Origin of the sequence: Megasphaera hominis (assembly GCF_014269395.1) — a bacterium.
Taxonomy (GTDB): domain Bacteria; phylum Bacillota; class Negativicutes; order Veillonellales; family Megasphaeraceae; genus Megasphaera; species Megasphaera hominis.
The window spans coordinates 41,901-56,237 of record NZ_JACOGK010000010.1 but is presented as its reverse complement, the minus strand read 5'-3'; the positions used below and the strand labels follow the sequence as shown (position 1 = coordinate 56,237).

At 54.2% G+C, this 14,337-nt stretch carries 11 protein-coding genes and 1 tRNA gene; 10 read left to right on the top strand and 2 right to left on the bottom strand.

Features of this window, described 5'->3' with window-relative positions:
• The first annotated feature begins 2 nt into the window (after positions 1 to 2).
• The 5 genes from H8J70_RS04840 (at position 3) to htpX (ending at position 5,306) form a co-directional block, all read left to right on the top strand.
• Positions 3 to 1,544, top strand: a complete 1,542-nt coding sequence (locus H8J70_RS04840; protein WP_425489119.1) for a gluconokinase — start codon at positions 3 to 5, stop codon at positions 1,542 to 1,544.
• A gap of 33 nt (positions 1,545 to 1,577) precedes the next feature.
• Positions 1,578 to 2,990: a decarboxylating NADP(+)-dependent phosphogluconate dehydrogenase gene (gene gnd / locus H8J70_RS04835; protein ID WP_186502733.1), complete on the top strand. Its 1,413-nt coding sequence runs from the start codon at positions 1,578 to 1,580 to the stop codon at positions 2,988 to 2,990.
• A 167-nt stretch (positions 2,991 to 3,157) separates the two neighbouring features.
• Positions 3,158 to 3,784 carry a site-2 protease family protein gene (locus tag H8J70_RS04830; RefSeq protein ID WP_186502732.1) on the top strand — a complete coding sequence of 209 codons (627 nt, stop codon included), beginning with the start codon at positions 3,158 to 3,160 and terminating at the stop codon, positions 3,782 to 3,784.
• Between the two features lie 14 nt (positions 3,785 to 3,798).
• Entirely contained in the window at positions 3,799 to 4,347 is a 549-nt protein-coding gene (locus tag H8J70_RS04825; RefSeq protein ID WP_186502731.1) for a hypothetical protein, read from the top strand.
• 107 nt (positions 4,348 to 4,454) lie between these two features.
• On the top strand, positions 4,455 to 5,306 hold the full coding sequence (gene htpX / locus H8J70_RS04820; RefSeq protein ID WP_186502730.1) for a zinc metalloprotease HtpX: 852 nt from the start codon (positions 4,455 to 4,457) through the stop codon (positions 5,304 to 5,306).
• Between the two features lie 65 nt (positions 5,307 to 5,371).
• Here htpX and H8J70_RS04815 read toward each other — a convergent pair whose 3' ends face one another.
• Both H8J70_RS04815 and H8J70_RS04810 read right to left on the bottom strand, forming a co-directional pair.
• Complete coding sequence (locus tag H8J70_RS04815; RefSeq protein ID WP_186502729.1) at positions 5,372 to 6,127, bottom strand: type I 3-dehydroquinate dehydratase; 756 nt, start codon at positions 6,125 to 6,127, stop codon at positions 5,372 to 5,374.
• 242 nt (positions 6,128 to 6,369) lie between these two features.
• A tRNA-Arg gene (locus H8J70_RS04810) sits at positions 6,370 to 6,444 on the bottom strand.
• Positions 6,445 to 6,634: 190 nt separating this feature from the next.
• Here H8J70_RS04810 and H8J70_RS04805 point away from each other — a divergent pair.
• From H8J70_RS04805 to priA, 5 genes are read left to right on the top strand one after another with little or no spacing between them, the layout of a single operon-like run.
• Positions 6,635 to 7,780, top strand: coding sequence for a cysteine desulfurase family protein (locus H8J70_RS04805; RefSeq protein WP_186502728.1), 1,146 nt, complete (start codon positions 6,635 to 6,637; stop codon positions 7,778 to 7,780).
• A 3-nt stretch (positions 7,781 to 7,783) separates the two neighbouring features.
• Positions 7,784 to 8,869: a tRNA 2-thiouridine(34) synthase MnmA gene (gene mnmA / locus H8J70_RS04800; RefSeq protein WP_186502727.1), complete on the top strand. Its 1,086-nt coding sequence runs from the start codon at positions 7,784 to 7,786 to the stop codon at positions 8,867 to 8,869.
• Between the two features lie 24 nt (positions 8,870 to 8,893).
• Positions 8,894 to 10,696: a translation elongation factor 4 gene (gene lepA / locus H8J70_RS04795; RefSeq protein ID WP_186502726.1), complete on the top strand. Its 1,803-nt coding sequence runs from the start codon at positions 8,894 to 8,896 to the stop codon at positions 10,694 to 10,696.
• Positions 10,696 to 11,832: a radical SAM family heme chaperone HemW gene (gene hemW, locus H8J70_RS04790; RefSeq protein ID WP_186502725.1), complete on the top strand. Its 1,137-nt coding sequence runs from the start codon at positions 10,696 to 10,698 to the stop codon at positions 11,830 to 11,832. Before lepA ends, hemW begins: the two co-directional genes overlap by 1 nt.
• A 46-nt stretch (positions 11,833 to 11,878) precedes the next feature.
• A complete protein-coding gene (gene priA / locus H8J70_RS04785; protein WP_186502724.1) occupies positions 11,879 to 14,245 on the top strand; it encodes a primosomal protein N' in 2,367 nt (788 codons plus the stop codon).
• Positions 14,246 to 14,337: the final 92 nt, after the last annotated feature.

Sequence of the window (14,337 nt, the reverse complement as noted above, 5' to 3'; positions counted from 1 at the left end):
GTATGGAATCAGCAAACCAGGAAGTATGGATTGGCGTCGACGTAGGCACAACGGGCGTACGGGCCATTGCCTATACGGCTGATGGCACGAACGTCTGCTCGGCCGAAGCCTTTTACCCCCTCCTTACGCCCCATCCGGACTGGGCCGAAGAAAACCCTTTACAAATTTATGAATCGGTAGAGCAGGTAATCCGCCAGACGGCAGACCAGCTGCGCTATAAAAATAAAGAATTGTGCGGCGTCGCCTTGAGCACGGTCATGCACAGCTTTGCCGGCCTCAACGCCGACAAGGAACCGCTCATGGACATGCAGACCTGGGCTGACAGCCGCAGCGTGGATATTGTCAAGGAAATGAAAAAGGATCCTGACCTGTGCCGTTCCTTCTACGAACGGACGGGCTGCCCGATCCACGCCAGCTATCCCTTCACGAAGATTATTTGGCTCCATCGCCACCAGCCGGACCTCTTTAAGCAGATGAAATTCGTCGGCTCTATCAAAGACTACATGTTTTACAAAATGACCGACCAGTGGGTCATCGATAAATCGACGGCCAGCACGAGCGGCATGTACAACGAACAGACCCTGGCCTGGGATGAAGATATTTTGGCCTACGCCGGTATTGATATTTCCTATATGCCGCCTGTCGTTTCTACGACGTACAGCCATCCTTTATCGGCATCTGCGGCAGCTGCCATGCACTTGCCTGCAGGCCTGCCTATCGTCATTGGCGCCACCGATGGCGTCCTCGTCAACGTCGGCATCGGTGCCGTCCAGCCGGGCCAGCTCAGCGCTACTATCGGCACGAGCGGTGCTTTTCGCATGCTCACGCGCCAGCCGAAGACCGATCCCAACATGCGTACGTGGTGCTATAACCTGACAGATGATATGTGGGTTGCCGGCGGGGCCATCAACAACGGCGGTATGATCCTGCGCTGGGTTCGTGACAAGATTTGCCATTATGGCGGCAGCAAACTGGAGGACCTGGACATCGATCCGTACGATCTTATGACCATGAAGGCCGAACACATCGATGCCGGCGCGGACGGGCTCATTTGCTTGCCTTGCTTTACAGGCGAACGGGCACCGTACTGGAATTCCGAACTGCGGGGCATGTTCTTTGGTCTCTCGCTCAACCACAGCCGTTCCCATATTATCCGCGCCGTCATGGAAGGTGTCTGCTACAGCTTAAACAGCGTTCTCCTGGCCTTACAGGAATTTGGCGACATCAAGGATATCCGCGTGAGCGGCAGCTTTACGAAATCCCATTTGTGGCTCCAGATCCTGGCAGACGTCTTCAACAAGACCCTGACCTTGCCGGATAACAGTGAAGGTGCGGCCTACGGTGCCGCTGTCCTGGGCTTTATTTCCCAGGGCAAGATGCAGAGCATTGCCGATACGGCAAGCCTGGTCAAAGCGAAGAAACTCTATGCGCCGATTGAAGAAAATGTGGCTACGTACGAACAGCTCTTTGGCATTTTTGCCCGTCTTTACAATAAACTGCAAGATGAATTTGCCGAAATTACGGCATACCAGAAGAAAATATAAGACCGGAAATGGTTGAAAGGGGAAGTATTTATTATGGCTACTCAAGATATCGGTGTCGTTGGCATGGCCGTCATGGGGAGCAATCTGGCTCTCAACATGGCGGACCACGGATTTAAGGTAAGCGTATATAACTATACGCCGGACCTGACGGAAAAATTTGTCAAAGAACGGCCCCATGAAAATATTACGGGCTACTACGATCTGAAGGAATTCGTCAGCTCCCTCAAGCGGCCGCGCAAGATCATGTTCATGATCATGGCCGGCAAGCCGGTAGACAGCATGATCGACCAGCTCATTCCCATTCTCGAAGCGGGGGATATCATCATCGACGGGGGCAACTCGTACTTTGGCGATACGCGCCGCCGCTATGACTATTGCAAAGACCATGGCCTCCATTTTTACGGCATGGGCATTTCCGGTGGCGAAACCGGTGCCCGCCGCGGTCCGTCCATTATGCCTGGCGGCAATGCAGCTACGTACGCTGAAATCCAGCCGATTTACGAAGCCATAGCCGCTAAGGCCGGCGACGGTAAACCGTGCTGCACGTACATTGGCTCCGATGGGGCAGGACATTACGTAAAAATGGTCCACAACGGCATTGAATACGCCGACATGCAGCTCATTGCCGAAACGTATTTGCTCCTCAAATATACAGGCGGCTATACGAACGCTGAAATTTCCCAAATTTTCCATGCATGGAACCAGGGCGAACTGCGCAGCTACCTCATCGGTATTGCTGCGGACATCTTTGCCGAAGACGACCCGGCTGGCGGCCAGGTACTCGACAAGATCGCCGACGCTGCCGGACAGAAGGGGACGGGCCGCTGGACGAGCATCGAAGCGATGCGCCAGGGCGTCGACATTTCCCTCATTACGGCAGCCTGCAACGCCCGCGTTTCGTCGAATGCGGCAGGGCGCAAAAAAGCACAGGCAGTCATTACGGCTCCGGCCGGCCAGGCCCTGCACAATCCTGAATTTGTCGAAGCCGTACGGCAGAGTCTCTATTTGGGCAAGATCGTTGCGTACGCCCAGGGCTTCTCCCTTTATCGCAGTGCGTCCGACACGTACGACTGGCACTTGGATTATGGCAAAATCGCTTCCATCTTCCGGGCCGGCTGCATCATTCAGGCAGAATTCCTCAACAAGATTACCGAAGCCTATGAAGCCGATCCGGCTTTGGAAAACCTCATCTTTGCGCCGTTCTTCCTGGAAAAGATCAACGCCAACCAGGCCAGCCTGCGCCGTATCATCAGCCTGGCCGTCCAGGTAGGTACGCCGATTCCGGCCTTTTCTAACGCCCTGGCATACCTTGATGCGTACCGCAGCGAATGCGTCGGAGCCAACCTCATTCAGGCCCTGCGCGACTACTTCGGTGCCCACACGTTCAAGCGCGTCGATGAAGACGGCACGTTCCATCACAACTGGCACGAACACTACGAAAAATGAGGATACATGCTCCAAAAACTGCTGCCCCTTTGGGTGGCAGTTTTGTTTTTCCTGAGAACAGGGCACTTTACCACACGGGGCCTTTCTGTTATGATAAGAATAGGCACTTTATTTACACATGCCAAAAACTCAAAGAAATTGCAGTGCCTATACATAGGAGGTATGATATGTTTGGTTTTAACCTGCTTGAAATGGTAGCCGGTATTCCCGGTCTCCTCATGGCCCTGGTCATTCACGAATATGCTCACGCCCTCATTGCCGATAAGATGGGGGATAACACGCCGCGGATGATGGGCCGGCTGACCCTGAATCCGGTAGCTCATATTGACCCGCTCGGTCTGATCATGCTCCTCATCGCCCGCTTTGGCTGGGCTAAACCGGTCATGATCAACAGCTCGAATTTCCGCAACTGGCGTACCGGTGAAATTTGCGTTTCCCTGGCTGGCCCGCTGGCCAACTTTATCCTCGCCTTTGCGGCCTTGGCGCTGGAGCTGGTCCTGTACCGCCTGAATGTAGGTACGCAGGGACTTATTCTGGTCCTCAATCTCATCGTTCTCTACAACATTAACTTTGGTATTTTCAACCTCATCCCGCTGCCACCCTTGGACGGCTCCCATTTGCTTACGGTCTTTTTGCCTTACGAATGGTCGTACAAGCTGGCCCAGCTGGAACGGTATACCTTTTTAATCCTCATCGTCCTCATGGCTACGCCTGTATTCAGTTACATCCTCGTACCGCTGGGACGCTTTATCTACGGCCTGTTTTATGTCATCCTCCAGGCCATCATTCTGTAAGGAGGTTCCTTTATATGCAATGGAAACATTATGCAGCTGCGGCTGTGCTGGCCTTGTCTTTAGTGCCGGCTGCAGCCGGAGCCTTTGATTACAATATGTCTGTTGATGAAGTCAGCGAGCATCCCTTGACAGCCTATAATACGGTCTACCTGGCCATGCCGAAAGCCGATTTTGCCCGCAACTTTGCTGTCTTGCCGGACTGGACATTCTACGCCAGCGATGGCACGTCGGAAAAGGCCGAACGGACGACGACGGACGGGAAGGCGACGATCATCGAAGGCCTGTCCATCACGACGGCCAACGGTACGCCTCAGGGAAAGACCATTGCCTTTGAAAACTATTTCAAGAGCAACGACCGCAAAATAGCCCGCAAAATGTACGACCGCCTGGCTGCGACGATTTACTCCAATATGGAAGATTTCCCCTATAGCCAGAGTGATGACGAAATCACATGGGTCCAGAACGACGTGACTATCGTTACCAGCTTTAATGGCCGGAAAGATGCAGATGGATACTACACCGTTACCTTGCGGCGCTATAATAATCATGTCTTAAAAGCATAGGTTGTCGTCCTATCAGTTGACATTATGCCAGGTTTTGCTATAATGTAGATAGTCAATATTTTACCTTTTGACTTTTGATTATGTTTTTGGAATAGAGGAGAGGTTGTATGAATCGTTTAAAAACCGTTTTCTTGATGACCTTGTTGGCAGTCTTGATGATGCTTATCGGCCGGGCCTTTGGCGGTACGCGTGGCATGACCATGATGCTTATTTTAGCAATTGGCATGAACTTCTTCTCGTACTGGTTCAGTGACTCCATGGTCTTGCGGGCCTACCATTGCCAGCCTGTAGGACCTGAACACAGGCTCTATCATATCGTAGCCGATTTGGCCAAACGGGCTGACCTGCCTATGCCGCGGGTCTATATCATGCCGACGGAAGTGCCTAACGCCTTTGCTACAGGCCGCAGTCCGTCCCATGCAGCCGTTTGTGCGACAGAAGGGATCCTGGATATGCTCGACGAAGATGAAATCCGCGGTGTCTTAGCACATGAAATGTCCCATGTGTTGCACCGGGATATTCTCATCAGCACCATCGTAGCGACCTTTGCCAGCGTCATTGCCTGGATTGCCAATATTGCCCAGTGGTCGGCTATCTTTGGCCGCGGCGATGATGACGACAACGGCGGTATCGTCGGCCTGTTGGTGACGATCATCGTAGCTCCTTTGGCGGCGACGATTATCCAGATGGGTGTCAGCCGTACGCGGGAATACATGGCCGATGAAGAAGGGGGCCGCATGATCGATGATCCCCTGGCACTGGCCCGGGCTCTTGCCAAAATTGACAACTACGCCCATTACCGCGTCTTACCGGGCGCGACGAAAACCAACGCGCACATGTGCATCATCAATCCCTTTGCAGGAATCAGCTCCGGCCTCATGAACCTCTTCAGCACTCACCCGCCTACAGAAAAGCGGATCGAACGGTTACAGGAACTGGATCGTGAACTGCACGGGTAACAGGAAACACAAAAGCACGCTCATCGTGGAAGTATTTTCCGGGATGAACGTGCTTTTCTTTGTCCTTAGTCTTTTTTGACGGCCATGCCTTTTTCTTTTAGGATTGCTGTTATTTCCTGGCTCGACGGCAGGTCGTCTGTACCGCCGTGAATTTCCGTGTAGAGAATCGGCGAGTCGAAGGTGTTACCTGCTAGCAGTTCTGCTTTGGCTACAGGACCGGTCGGATTGATGACGACCTTGTATTCGTAGTTATCGCTGAGAAAATCGCGTACGCCTTCTTGGACCGTGCGGATATCGTCTGCCGTAGCTGCCGGGAAGGTGATGCGGAAGTTCAGAGTTTCCAGATCACTCAGGGACGTGAGCCGTTCTGTCACGGCAGCTGCCGTCGGGGCCGTAGCGAAATGAATAGCAATGAGGGGAATGAGGCCGGTGTCGTTGCACTGTTCGGCCAGGTCGGCGAGGGTGTCCGGATCGGTGTGTTCATCCATTTCGATGATGTCTGCCAGGCCGCTGCGGATACAGAAGGTGAGAATGTCGCGGTAGTCCCGTTCGGTCTGGTAATATTCGGGCAAATCCTTTATATGGCACGTGAAGATAAAGGGTTCTTCCTTCGTGACCTGAGCGATCATGAGCAGGGCATTCCAGAGCTGGGATAAATTGGGCATGCCGTTGAATTTGCCGGCGTTAAATTCGATCAGGTCGTGTGGTTCTTCCATGATCTGCTGGCAGCGGTAACAAATATCGCCTACGGTTTCACCTTCGCAGGGGACGCAGACGAGGGGCTTTTTTCTATTGAGACGGATATTGGCTAAATTAGACATAAAAACTGTACCTCCAATCAGATGCTTGCGTAGGAGGCAGGTCGTAACGATGCGGCCTGCCTTGCGTATCAGTTATAGTCTATCACAATATGGACGACTGTGCATTCTTTTTTGCCGCCTCGGGCAAAGACAGAAAAACAAAAAATTCTCTTTTCTTATAATACTATTATATATACTGTCTTAGTAGTGCCGGGAAGTATAAAAAAATACGCAGCATCACCTGTGGTGACACTGCGTATATGTGGTGCGCCTAGAAGGATTCGAACCTTCGCACCCGGTTCCGGAGACCGGTGCTCTATCCCCTGAGCTATAGGCGCATATCAATAACGTACTCAAATATATTAGCACATATGAAAAATAAATTCAAGGTGTTTTATAGATCTCTTGTGAAATAATTCTTAAAATCAGGCACTTCCTATAGTAGATACAGTGGCAATGCAGTCCCATATATGCTATTATATAAAATAGACTCAATATGTTTAGATTGAAAGTTGGAGTTGAATATATATGGAACGCATTTATTTGGATCATGCTGCAGCGACGCCTATTGACCGGCGCGTCTTAGATGCCATGATGCCTTATTTGACAACGGCCTTTGGAAACCCGTCGAGCCTGCACTATTTTGGGCAAGAGGCCCGGGCGGCAGTCCAGCGCGCACGCCAGCAGGTAGCTCATTGCCTGGGCGTGGCAGCAGCCGATATAGTCTTTACCAGTGGCGGTACAGAAGGGGATAACCTGGCCATTCGCGGCTATTTGCGGGCTAATTTCCCTCAAGGGGGCCATCTCATTACGACCGCTGTGGAGCACCAGGCCGTCTTACATACCTTTGAAGCTATGGCCCGGCAGGGCTACAGCCTGACTGTGCTGCCAGTCGATGCAGCGGGCCGCGTCCGGATTGACGATGTAGCCGCTGCGATTCGCGACGACACGGTGCTCATTTCCTGCATGTATGCCAATAACGAAACGGGTACGATCCAGCCCATCCGGGCCATTGGCGAACTGGCAGCGGCCAAGGGCATTGCCTTTCACGTCGATGCCGTCCAGGCCTTTGGCTATGTACCCATTCAGCCCTTGGCTGAACACATTGATCTGCTTACCTTATGTAGCCACAAGATTTACGGTCCGAAAGGGATCGGTGCCTTATATATCCGCCATGGCCTGCAGCTTACGTCAGAGGCTTACGGCGGGCCGCAGGAGCATCGGCTGCGGGCGGGCACGGAAAATGTCGCCGCTATTGTCGGCTTCGGTGAAGCCGTAGCTCTTTTGGAAGCAGAACGGCCGCAGCGCATAGCCGCAGCAGCACAGCTGAAGCAACGCTTTTACGACGGCCTCATCAAAGGTGATGCCCGCTTTCGCCTGAACGGGACCTTAGAGGGTTCCTTGCCTAATATTATCGACTTTAGCGTCGACGGCATGGAAAGCCCCATCGTCCTCATTGCCCTCGATATGCAGGGCATTGCCGTTTCTGCCGGCTCGGCCTGCGAAGCCGGCGCCGTCGAACCGTCGCACGTCCTGCGGGCCATGGGCGTCGACGAAAAGTGGCTGCGCAGCAGCATCCGCGTGTCCTTTGGCACAGAAAATACGCCGGACCAGATCGATACGGTCGTCCAGGCGCTGCAACAGATTCTTGACCCCGTTACAAAAAGGAGATAAACCATGACTAAACGCATTGCCGTTGCCATGAGTGGCGGTGTAGACAGCTCCGTCACGGCAGCGCTGCTTAAAGAACAGGGCTACGACGTGATCGGCATTACCCTGCGCCTGTGGGAAGAAGATCCTTCCTGCCCGGCCGTCGAAAACGTCCATTCGTGCTGTTCCCTTTCGGCCGTCGACGATGCCAAAGCCGTCGCTTCGGTCATCGGCATACCCCATTATACACTGGATTTCCGTCAGCCCTTCCGCAAGGATGTCATCGACTACTTCGTTCAGTCCTATACGCTGGGCCGGACGCCGAATCCCTGCATTGCCTGCAATAAGCACATCAAATTCGGCCTCCTTTGGCAGCAGGCCCAGCAGTTTGGCGCTGACAGCCTGGCTACAGGCCATTACGCACGCATTGTTTTCAACGAAGAAAAAGGACTCTACGAGCTCCTGCGCGGCACAGACCGGCGCAAGGACCAGTCGTACGTGCTCTATGAATTGACGCAGGACCTCTTGCCTCACATCATGCTGCCCATGGCGGCTCTGGAAAAATCAGAAACGCGGGAATTGGCCAAGAAATTCGGCCTGCCCGTTTTCAATAAGCCGGAAAGCCAGGATATTTGCTTCATCCCCGATAACGACTACAAGGGCTTCCTGAAAAAACGGGTGCCCCAGACCTTTAAGCCTGGCGATTTCGTCGATCTGCAAGGTCACGTCGTAGGCCGTCATGAAGGCATTCCCTGCTATACCATCGGCCAGCGCCGCGGCCTCCACTTGGGCGGTCCCGGCGGCCCCTATTATGTCGTCGCCCTCGACGTGCCGCACAACCGGGTCATCGTCGGCGGGGAACAGGACCTCTTCCGTACGGAAGTGAAAGCCGACGACGTATCGTGGGTCGAAGGGGCTCCGCAAGGACCCTTTGAAGCACTGGGCAAGATTCGCTATGCCGCGCCGGAAGCGCCGTGCACGGTTTACCCGGAAAAAGGCGGCCTGCGCGTAGAATTTGCAAAGCCCCAGCGGGCTGTAACGGCCGGACAGGCCCTCGTATTGTATGACCGCGAAACAGGCGAACGCGTCCTGGGTGGCGGTGTTATCATCTGATTGTTGTAGAGGAGTAAGGTAAACGTGGCAACTAAATATATTCGTAATTTTTCCATTATCGCTCATATTGACCATGGTAAATCGACATTGGCCGACCGCCTGCTGGAAAAGACCGGCACCGTTTCGAAACGGGAAATGGAAGACCAGCTGCTCGACACGATGGATCTCGAACGGGAACGGGGTATTACCATTAAGGCTCAGTCGGCGCGTCTGGTTTATGACGCCAAAGACGGCCATCAGTATATCCTCAACCTTATCGACACACCGGGGCACGTCGATTTTAACTATGAAGTATCGCGCAGCCTCGCCGCCTGTGACGGCGCACTGCTTATCGTCGATGCCACGCAGGGCGTAGAAGCCCAGACGCTGGCCAACGTTTATTTGGCCCTCGAGCACGACCTGGAAATCATTCCCATCATCAACAAAATCGACCTGCCCAGCGCCGACCCCGAACGGGTACGCAAGGAAATCGAAGACGTCATAGGTCTCGACGCCAGTGACGCCATCGAAGTCAGCGCCAAGACGGGCTACGGCATTGAAGAAGTTCTCGAAGCCATCGTGCAGCGCATTCCGGCACCGGAAGACGCAGCCGACAAGCCCTTGCGGGCCCTCATTTTTGATTCCCATTTCGATTCCTACAAAGGGGCCATTGCCAACATCCGCATCATGGAAGGGAGCCTCAAAACAGGTGACCGCATCCGCATGATGGCGACGGGCATGGAATTTGAAGTGACGGAAACAGGCGTCTTTATTCCGCAGATGCGGCCTACAGGCAGCCTCGAATGCGGCAGTGTCGGTTACTTCGCGGCGAGCATGAAAAACGTGCGCGACTGCCGTGTCGGTGATACAGTGACCTTGGCCGAAAATCCTGCGTCTGCTCCCTTGCCGGGCTACCGCAAGGCTACGCCTATGGTCTACTGCGGCCTTTATCCGGTGGAAACAAACGAATATGATAACCTCCGCGATGCCCTGGAAAAGCTGCACCTCAATGATGCGGCGCTCCTCTTTGAACCGGAAACGTCGACGGCCCTGGGCTTTGGCTTCCGCTGTGGCTTCTTAGGCCTCCTGCACATGGACGTCGTCAAGGAACGCCTGGAACGGGAATACAACCTGAGCCTCATTACGACGGCGCCGTCCGTTATTTACCACGTCTACTGCACAGACGGTACGATGGTGGAAGTAGACAACCCGTCTCTCATGCCGGATATGACCAAGGTCGATCACATTGAAGAACCCTTCGTCAAGACGACTATCATCATCCCTAAGGACATGGTCGGCACGGTTATGGAAATTTCCCAGAACCGCCGCGGCCAGTATCTGACCATGGACTATCTCGATGAAACGCGTGTGTCCCTGATCTACGACCTGCCCTTGTGCGAAATCCTCTACGATTACTTCGATGTCCTCAAATCGTCGACCCGCGGTTATGCATCCCTGGACTACGAGCTCAACGGTTATCAGACGTCGCCTATGGTGAAGATGGATATCCTCATTAACGGCGAAGTCGTCGATGCCCTGAGCGTCATCGTTCATAAAGAATTTGCTGCCCGCCGTGGCCGGGCCCTCGTCGAAAAGCTGCGCAGCCTTATTCCGCGCCAGCTTTTCCAAATCCCAATCCAGGCGGCTATTGGCAATAAGATCATTGCCCGTGAAAACGTAGCAGCCCTGCGCAAGGACGTCCTGGCCAAGTGCTACGGTGGCGATATTTCCCGTAAACGTAAACTTCTGGAAAAACAGAAGGAAGGAAAGAAGCGCATGAAGCAGGTAGGCAGTGTAGAAATCCCGCAGGAAGCATTCATGGCTGTTCTTCAGGTAGATGATAAATAATGACAGGATTATACATCCACATTCCTTTCTGCCGGCAGAAATGCCGCTACTGTGATTTTCCTTCGTACGGCGGTGTAGATAATTACATCGCGCCGTACGTCAAAGCCTTGTGCCGGGAAATTGCTGACAGCGACCGGGATCATCCCGGCAGTGCCGGCACGGCGCTCGATACGGTCTACTTCGGTGGCGGAACGCCGTCGCTCCTCAGCCTCTCTCAGGTAGAAGAGATCCTGACGGCCGTGCGGCACTATTTTGCCGTCACCGGCGGGGCAGAAATCACGTTCGAAGCCAATCCGGACAGCCTGACGGCAGCCTATGCCAAAGGCTTGGCCGGGCTCGGTATCAACCGTCTGAGTATCGGCATCCAGTCCTTTCAGCCGGGCCTCCTGAGGACCCTGGGCCGTATCCACACGGCAGATGAAGGGAAGGCAGCTATTTGGGCAGCAAAAAACGCAGGTATTGATAACCTTTCGGCGGACCTCATGTACGGCCTGCCGGGACAGAACCTGCGCGACGTCGACGCTGACCTAAAAGAGCTTCTGGCCCTGCCCCTTACGCACGCTTCCATTTACAGTCTCATCCTGGAAGAAGGCACGCCTTTTTATCATGATGTGACGACGGGGACGCTGGAGCTGCCGCCTGATGACTGCGTCGAAACTATGGGCCAGGCCGTACACGCGGCCATGGAAGTTGCCGGTTTCGAACACTATGAAATTTCCAGCTATGCCCGGCCGGGGAACCGGTCGCGGCATAATACGAAATACTGGCAGTACGTGCCCTATGTGAGTGCCGGTGTGACGGCTCACTCCTTTTGGCACAACTGCCGCCAGGCCCATATTGCCAACATTCCCCAATATATCCGCCTGGCCGGTCAGGCGTCACTTATAGGGGAACGTGTTGAAATCGATGCCAAGCGCGGCCCGGAGGATTATTGCTTCCTCGCCTTGCGGATGCGTGACGGCATCGATGCTAAGGCCTTTAAAGACCAGTTTGGTACGACTGTAGAGGCCGAATTCGGCACGGTGCTTGCCCCCTTGGTAACACAAGGGCTCTTACAGCAGACGCGCCGCGGCTATGCTTTGACAGAAAAAGGCCTGGCCTATGGTAATTATGTATTCAGCCGCTTTATCCGGTAAAGACAGGGCGGCTTTTTTGTTGCCGCAGTGACGGCAGGAGGCAGACATGCTCGCTGAAATCAGTATCAATATTACAGCTAAAGCGCTGCAACAGACCTTTTCCTACAGCATTCCTGCAGGTATGAAGGTCCGCGCCGGCTCCCGCGTTCTCGTTCCCTTCGGCAGCCGCAAGGAAGAAGGCATCGTCCTTTCCATTCATGAGGATACGGAAGCGGCAACGCGCACGTTCACACTCAAACCCATTTTGGCAGTCCTGTCCGATCAGGTAGGCTTTCGCGAAGAAATGATCCAAACGGCACTCTGGATCAGCCAGTATTATCTATGCAGCCTGGCCGATGCCTTGCGCCTTTTCATGATCGAAAAGAAGGGTATCAGCCAGCGGACTTGTGTCGAAGCCGTGCCGGATGCCGTTGCCCTGGATGGGGCCGAAGCCCTGGTGCTCGACTATGTGAGCCGTCACAGCCACGTCGAGAAAAAAACACTGGAAAAACACTTTGCCCCGGATGTCTTGGCCGGCCTGTACAGCCGCCAGGTCCTGCGGGATTACCTGTACCAGCAAAACAACGTGGCCGATAAGCTGGAAACGTGGCTTTCCTTTGACCATGCCGATACGGAGGGGACGTTAAAACGTAGTCCCCGGCAGGCCGAACTCTTACAGGCTTTGGCCCAGAGTGAACCCCAGCCTGTAAGCACGTGGGTACAAAAAGGCTACAGTCACGATCTGATCCGCCACCTTTGCGCCCACGGCTTTGCCCGCCTGACAGAAAAACCGAGCCGTACCGTTAATTTTACGCATGCCTTGGCAGCAGATACACCGTGGCAGCTGACGGAAGAACAGCAGGCCGCCGTAGAGACGATCCAGCGCGATCAGGGCGGCAAGACCTATCTGTTGCACGGCGTCACAGGCAGCGGCAAGACGGAAATCTATATGAAGCTTACAGCCGACGTGCTGGCCCGGGGCGGCCAGGTGCTGGTATTGGTGCCGGAAATTGCCCTTACCGGCCAGATTGTGCGCTGCTTCGTGCGCCGTTTTGGTAACGACGCCGTCGTCATGCACAGTCAGCTTTCTAAGGGCGAACGGCGCAACAACTGGCTGCGCATGGCCAACGGTGAAAGCCACATCTGCATCGGTGCCCGCTCGGCTGTCTTTACGGCCTTCCACAATCTGGGTTTGATCATCGTCGACGAAGAGCACGACAGCTCGTATAAGCAGGACGATGTACCACGTTACCACACGGTGGAAGTGGCCCGCCGCCGGGCGGCCTATTACGGCTGTCCCGTCATTCTCGGCAGTGCCACGCCGTCTGTCGGTGATTACTACAAGGCCCTGCAGGGCGAATATGTCCTCATTACGCTGCGCGAGCGCGTCCTGCACCGGCCTTTGCCGGACGTAGCCGTCGTCGATATGCGGGAAGAACTGGCCAGGGGCAACCGTAACGTTTTGTCCGACGCCATGGTAGCTCTCCTGACGGAGACGCTGCAAAAAAAACAGCAGGCTATCATCCTCTTGAACCGGCGCGGTTTTTCTACCTTTGTTATGTGCCGCAAATGCGGCTACGTCGTCAAGTGTAATACCTGTGACGTAGCCATGGTGTATCATAAAAACCAGCACCGCCTGCGTTGTCACTATTGTGACGCCGAAAAGGACGTGCCCCTCGTCTGCCCGTCGTGTGGCAGCAAGTACATCAAATTTTTTGGCACCGGCACGGAAAAAGTAGAAGAGCAGCTCCAGCTTCAATTTCCACAGGCCCGCATTGCCCGTCTCGACCAGGATACGAAGGCCCGCAAGAACAGCGGTGACCGCATTATCGAGGCTTTCCGGCGTGAAGAATACGATATTCTCCTGGGTACGCAGATGGTAGCCAAGGGTCACGATTTTGCCAACGTCAGTGCTGTCGGCATCCTTTCGGCAGACAGCCTCCTCAACTTGCCCGTCTACTGGGCCGGCGAACGGACCTTCCAGCTGCTTACGCAGGCTGCCGGCCGGGCCGGCCGCGGCGACATACCGGGCAAGGTCGTCATGCAGACGTACGCACCGGAACACTATGTCATCCAGTGCGCCCAAAAGCAGGACTACCAAGCCTTTTATGAACAGGAAATCGCGTATCGCCAGGAATTATTGTATCCGCCCTTCCACCAGCTTTTGAAAATTGTCATTGTCGACGAAAATGAAAAGACACTGTGGGAGACAGGCAATACACTGGCACTCCTGCTGCAGACGTGGAAAAAAGAGTCTGCCAGCGATACGGCCATTATCGGCCCCTTTGTGGACATTATCAAAAAGGTGCGCAATAAGTACCGCATCGTCCTGCTCGTCAAGGGAAAGGATTTGACAGAGGCTAAGGCTTTCATCCGTGAACATGCCGAATTCCGCCGTCCCGGCGTCCTCCTCGACGTGGACAGCGCCGGGTAAAGGACTATGACTTTACGGGAAAAGCTGGTATAATAAAAATTAGTGTAATACGCTATATACACTGCTATACGAAGAAAGAACTAGATTGACTG

Coding starts and splice junctions, on each gene's coding strand:
- gnd (WP_186502733.1), top strand. CDS start 1,578: ATGGCTACTCAAGATATCGGTGTCGTTGGCATGGCCGTCATGGGGAGC.
- H8J70_RS04815 (WP_186502729.1), bottom strand. CDS start 6,127: ATGTCTAATTTAGCCAATATCCGTCTCAATAGAAAAAAGCCCCTCGTC.
- htpX (WP_186502730.1), top strand. CDS start 4,455: ATGAATCGTTTAAAAACCGTTTTCTTGATGACCTTGTTGGCAGTCTTG.
- mnmA (WP_186502727.1), top strand. CDS start 7,784: ATGACTAAACGCATTGCCGTTGCCATGAGTGGCGGTGTAGACAGCTCC.
- H8J70_RS04830 (WP_186502732.1), top strand. CDS start 3,158: ATGTTTGGTTTTAACCTGCTTGAAATGGTAGCCGGTATTCCCGGTCTC.
- H8J70_RS04825 (WP_186502731.1), top strand. CDS start 3,799: ATGCAATGGAAACATTATGCAGCTGCGGCTGTGCTGGCCTTGTCTTTA.
- H8J70_RS04805 (WP_186502728.1), top strand. CDS start 6,635: ATGGAACGCATTTATTTGGATCATGCTGCAGCGACGCCTATTGACCGG.
- H8J70_RS04840 (WP_425489119.1), top strand. CDS start 3: ATGGAATCAGCAAACCAGGAAGTATGGATTGGCGTCGACGTAGGCACA.
- priA (WP_186502724.1), top strand. CDS start 11,879: ATGCTCGCTGAAATCAGTATCAATATTACAGCTAAAGCGCTGCAACAG.
- hemW (WP_186502725.1), top strand. CDS start 10,696: ATGACAGGATTATACATCCACATTCCTTTCTGCCGGCAGAAATGCCGC.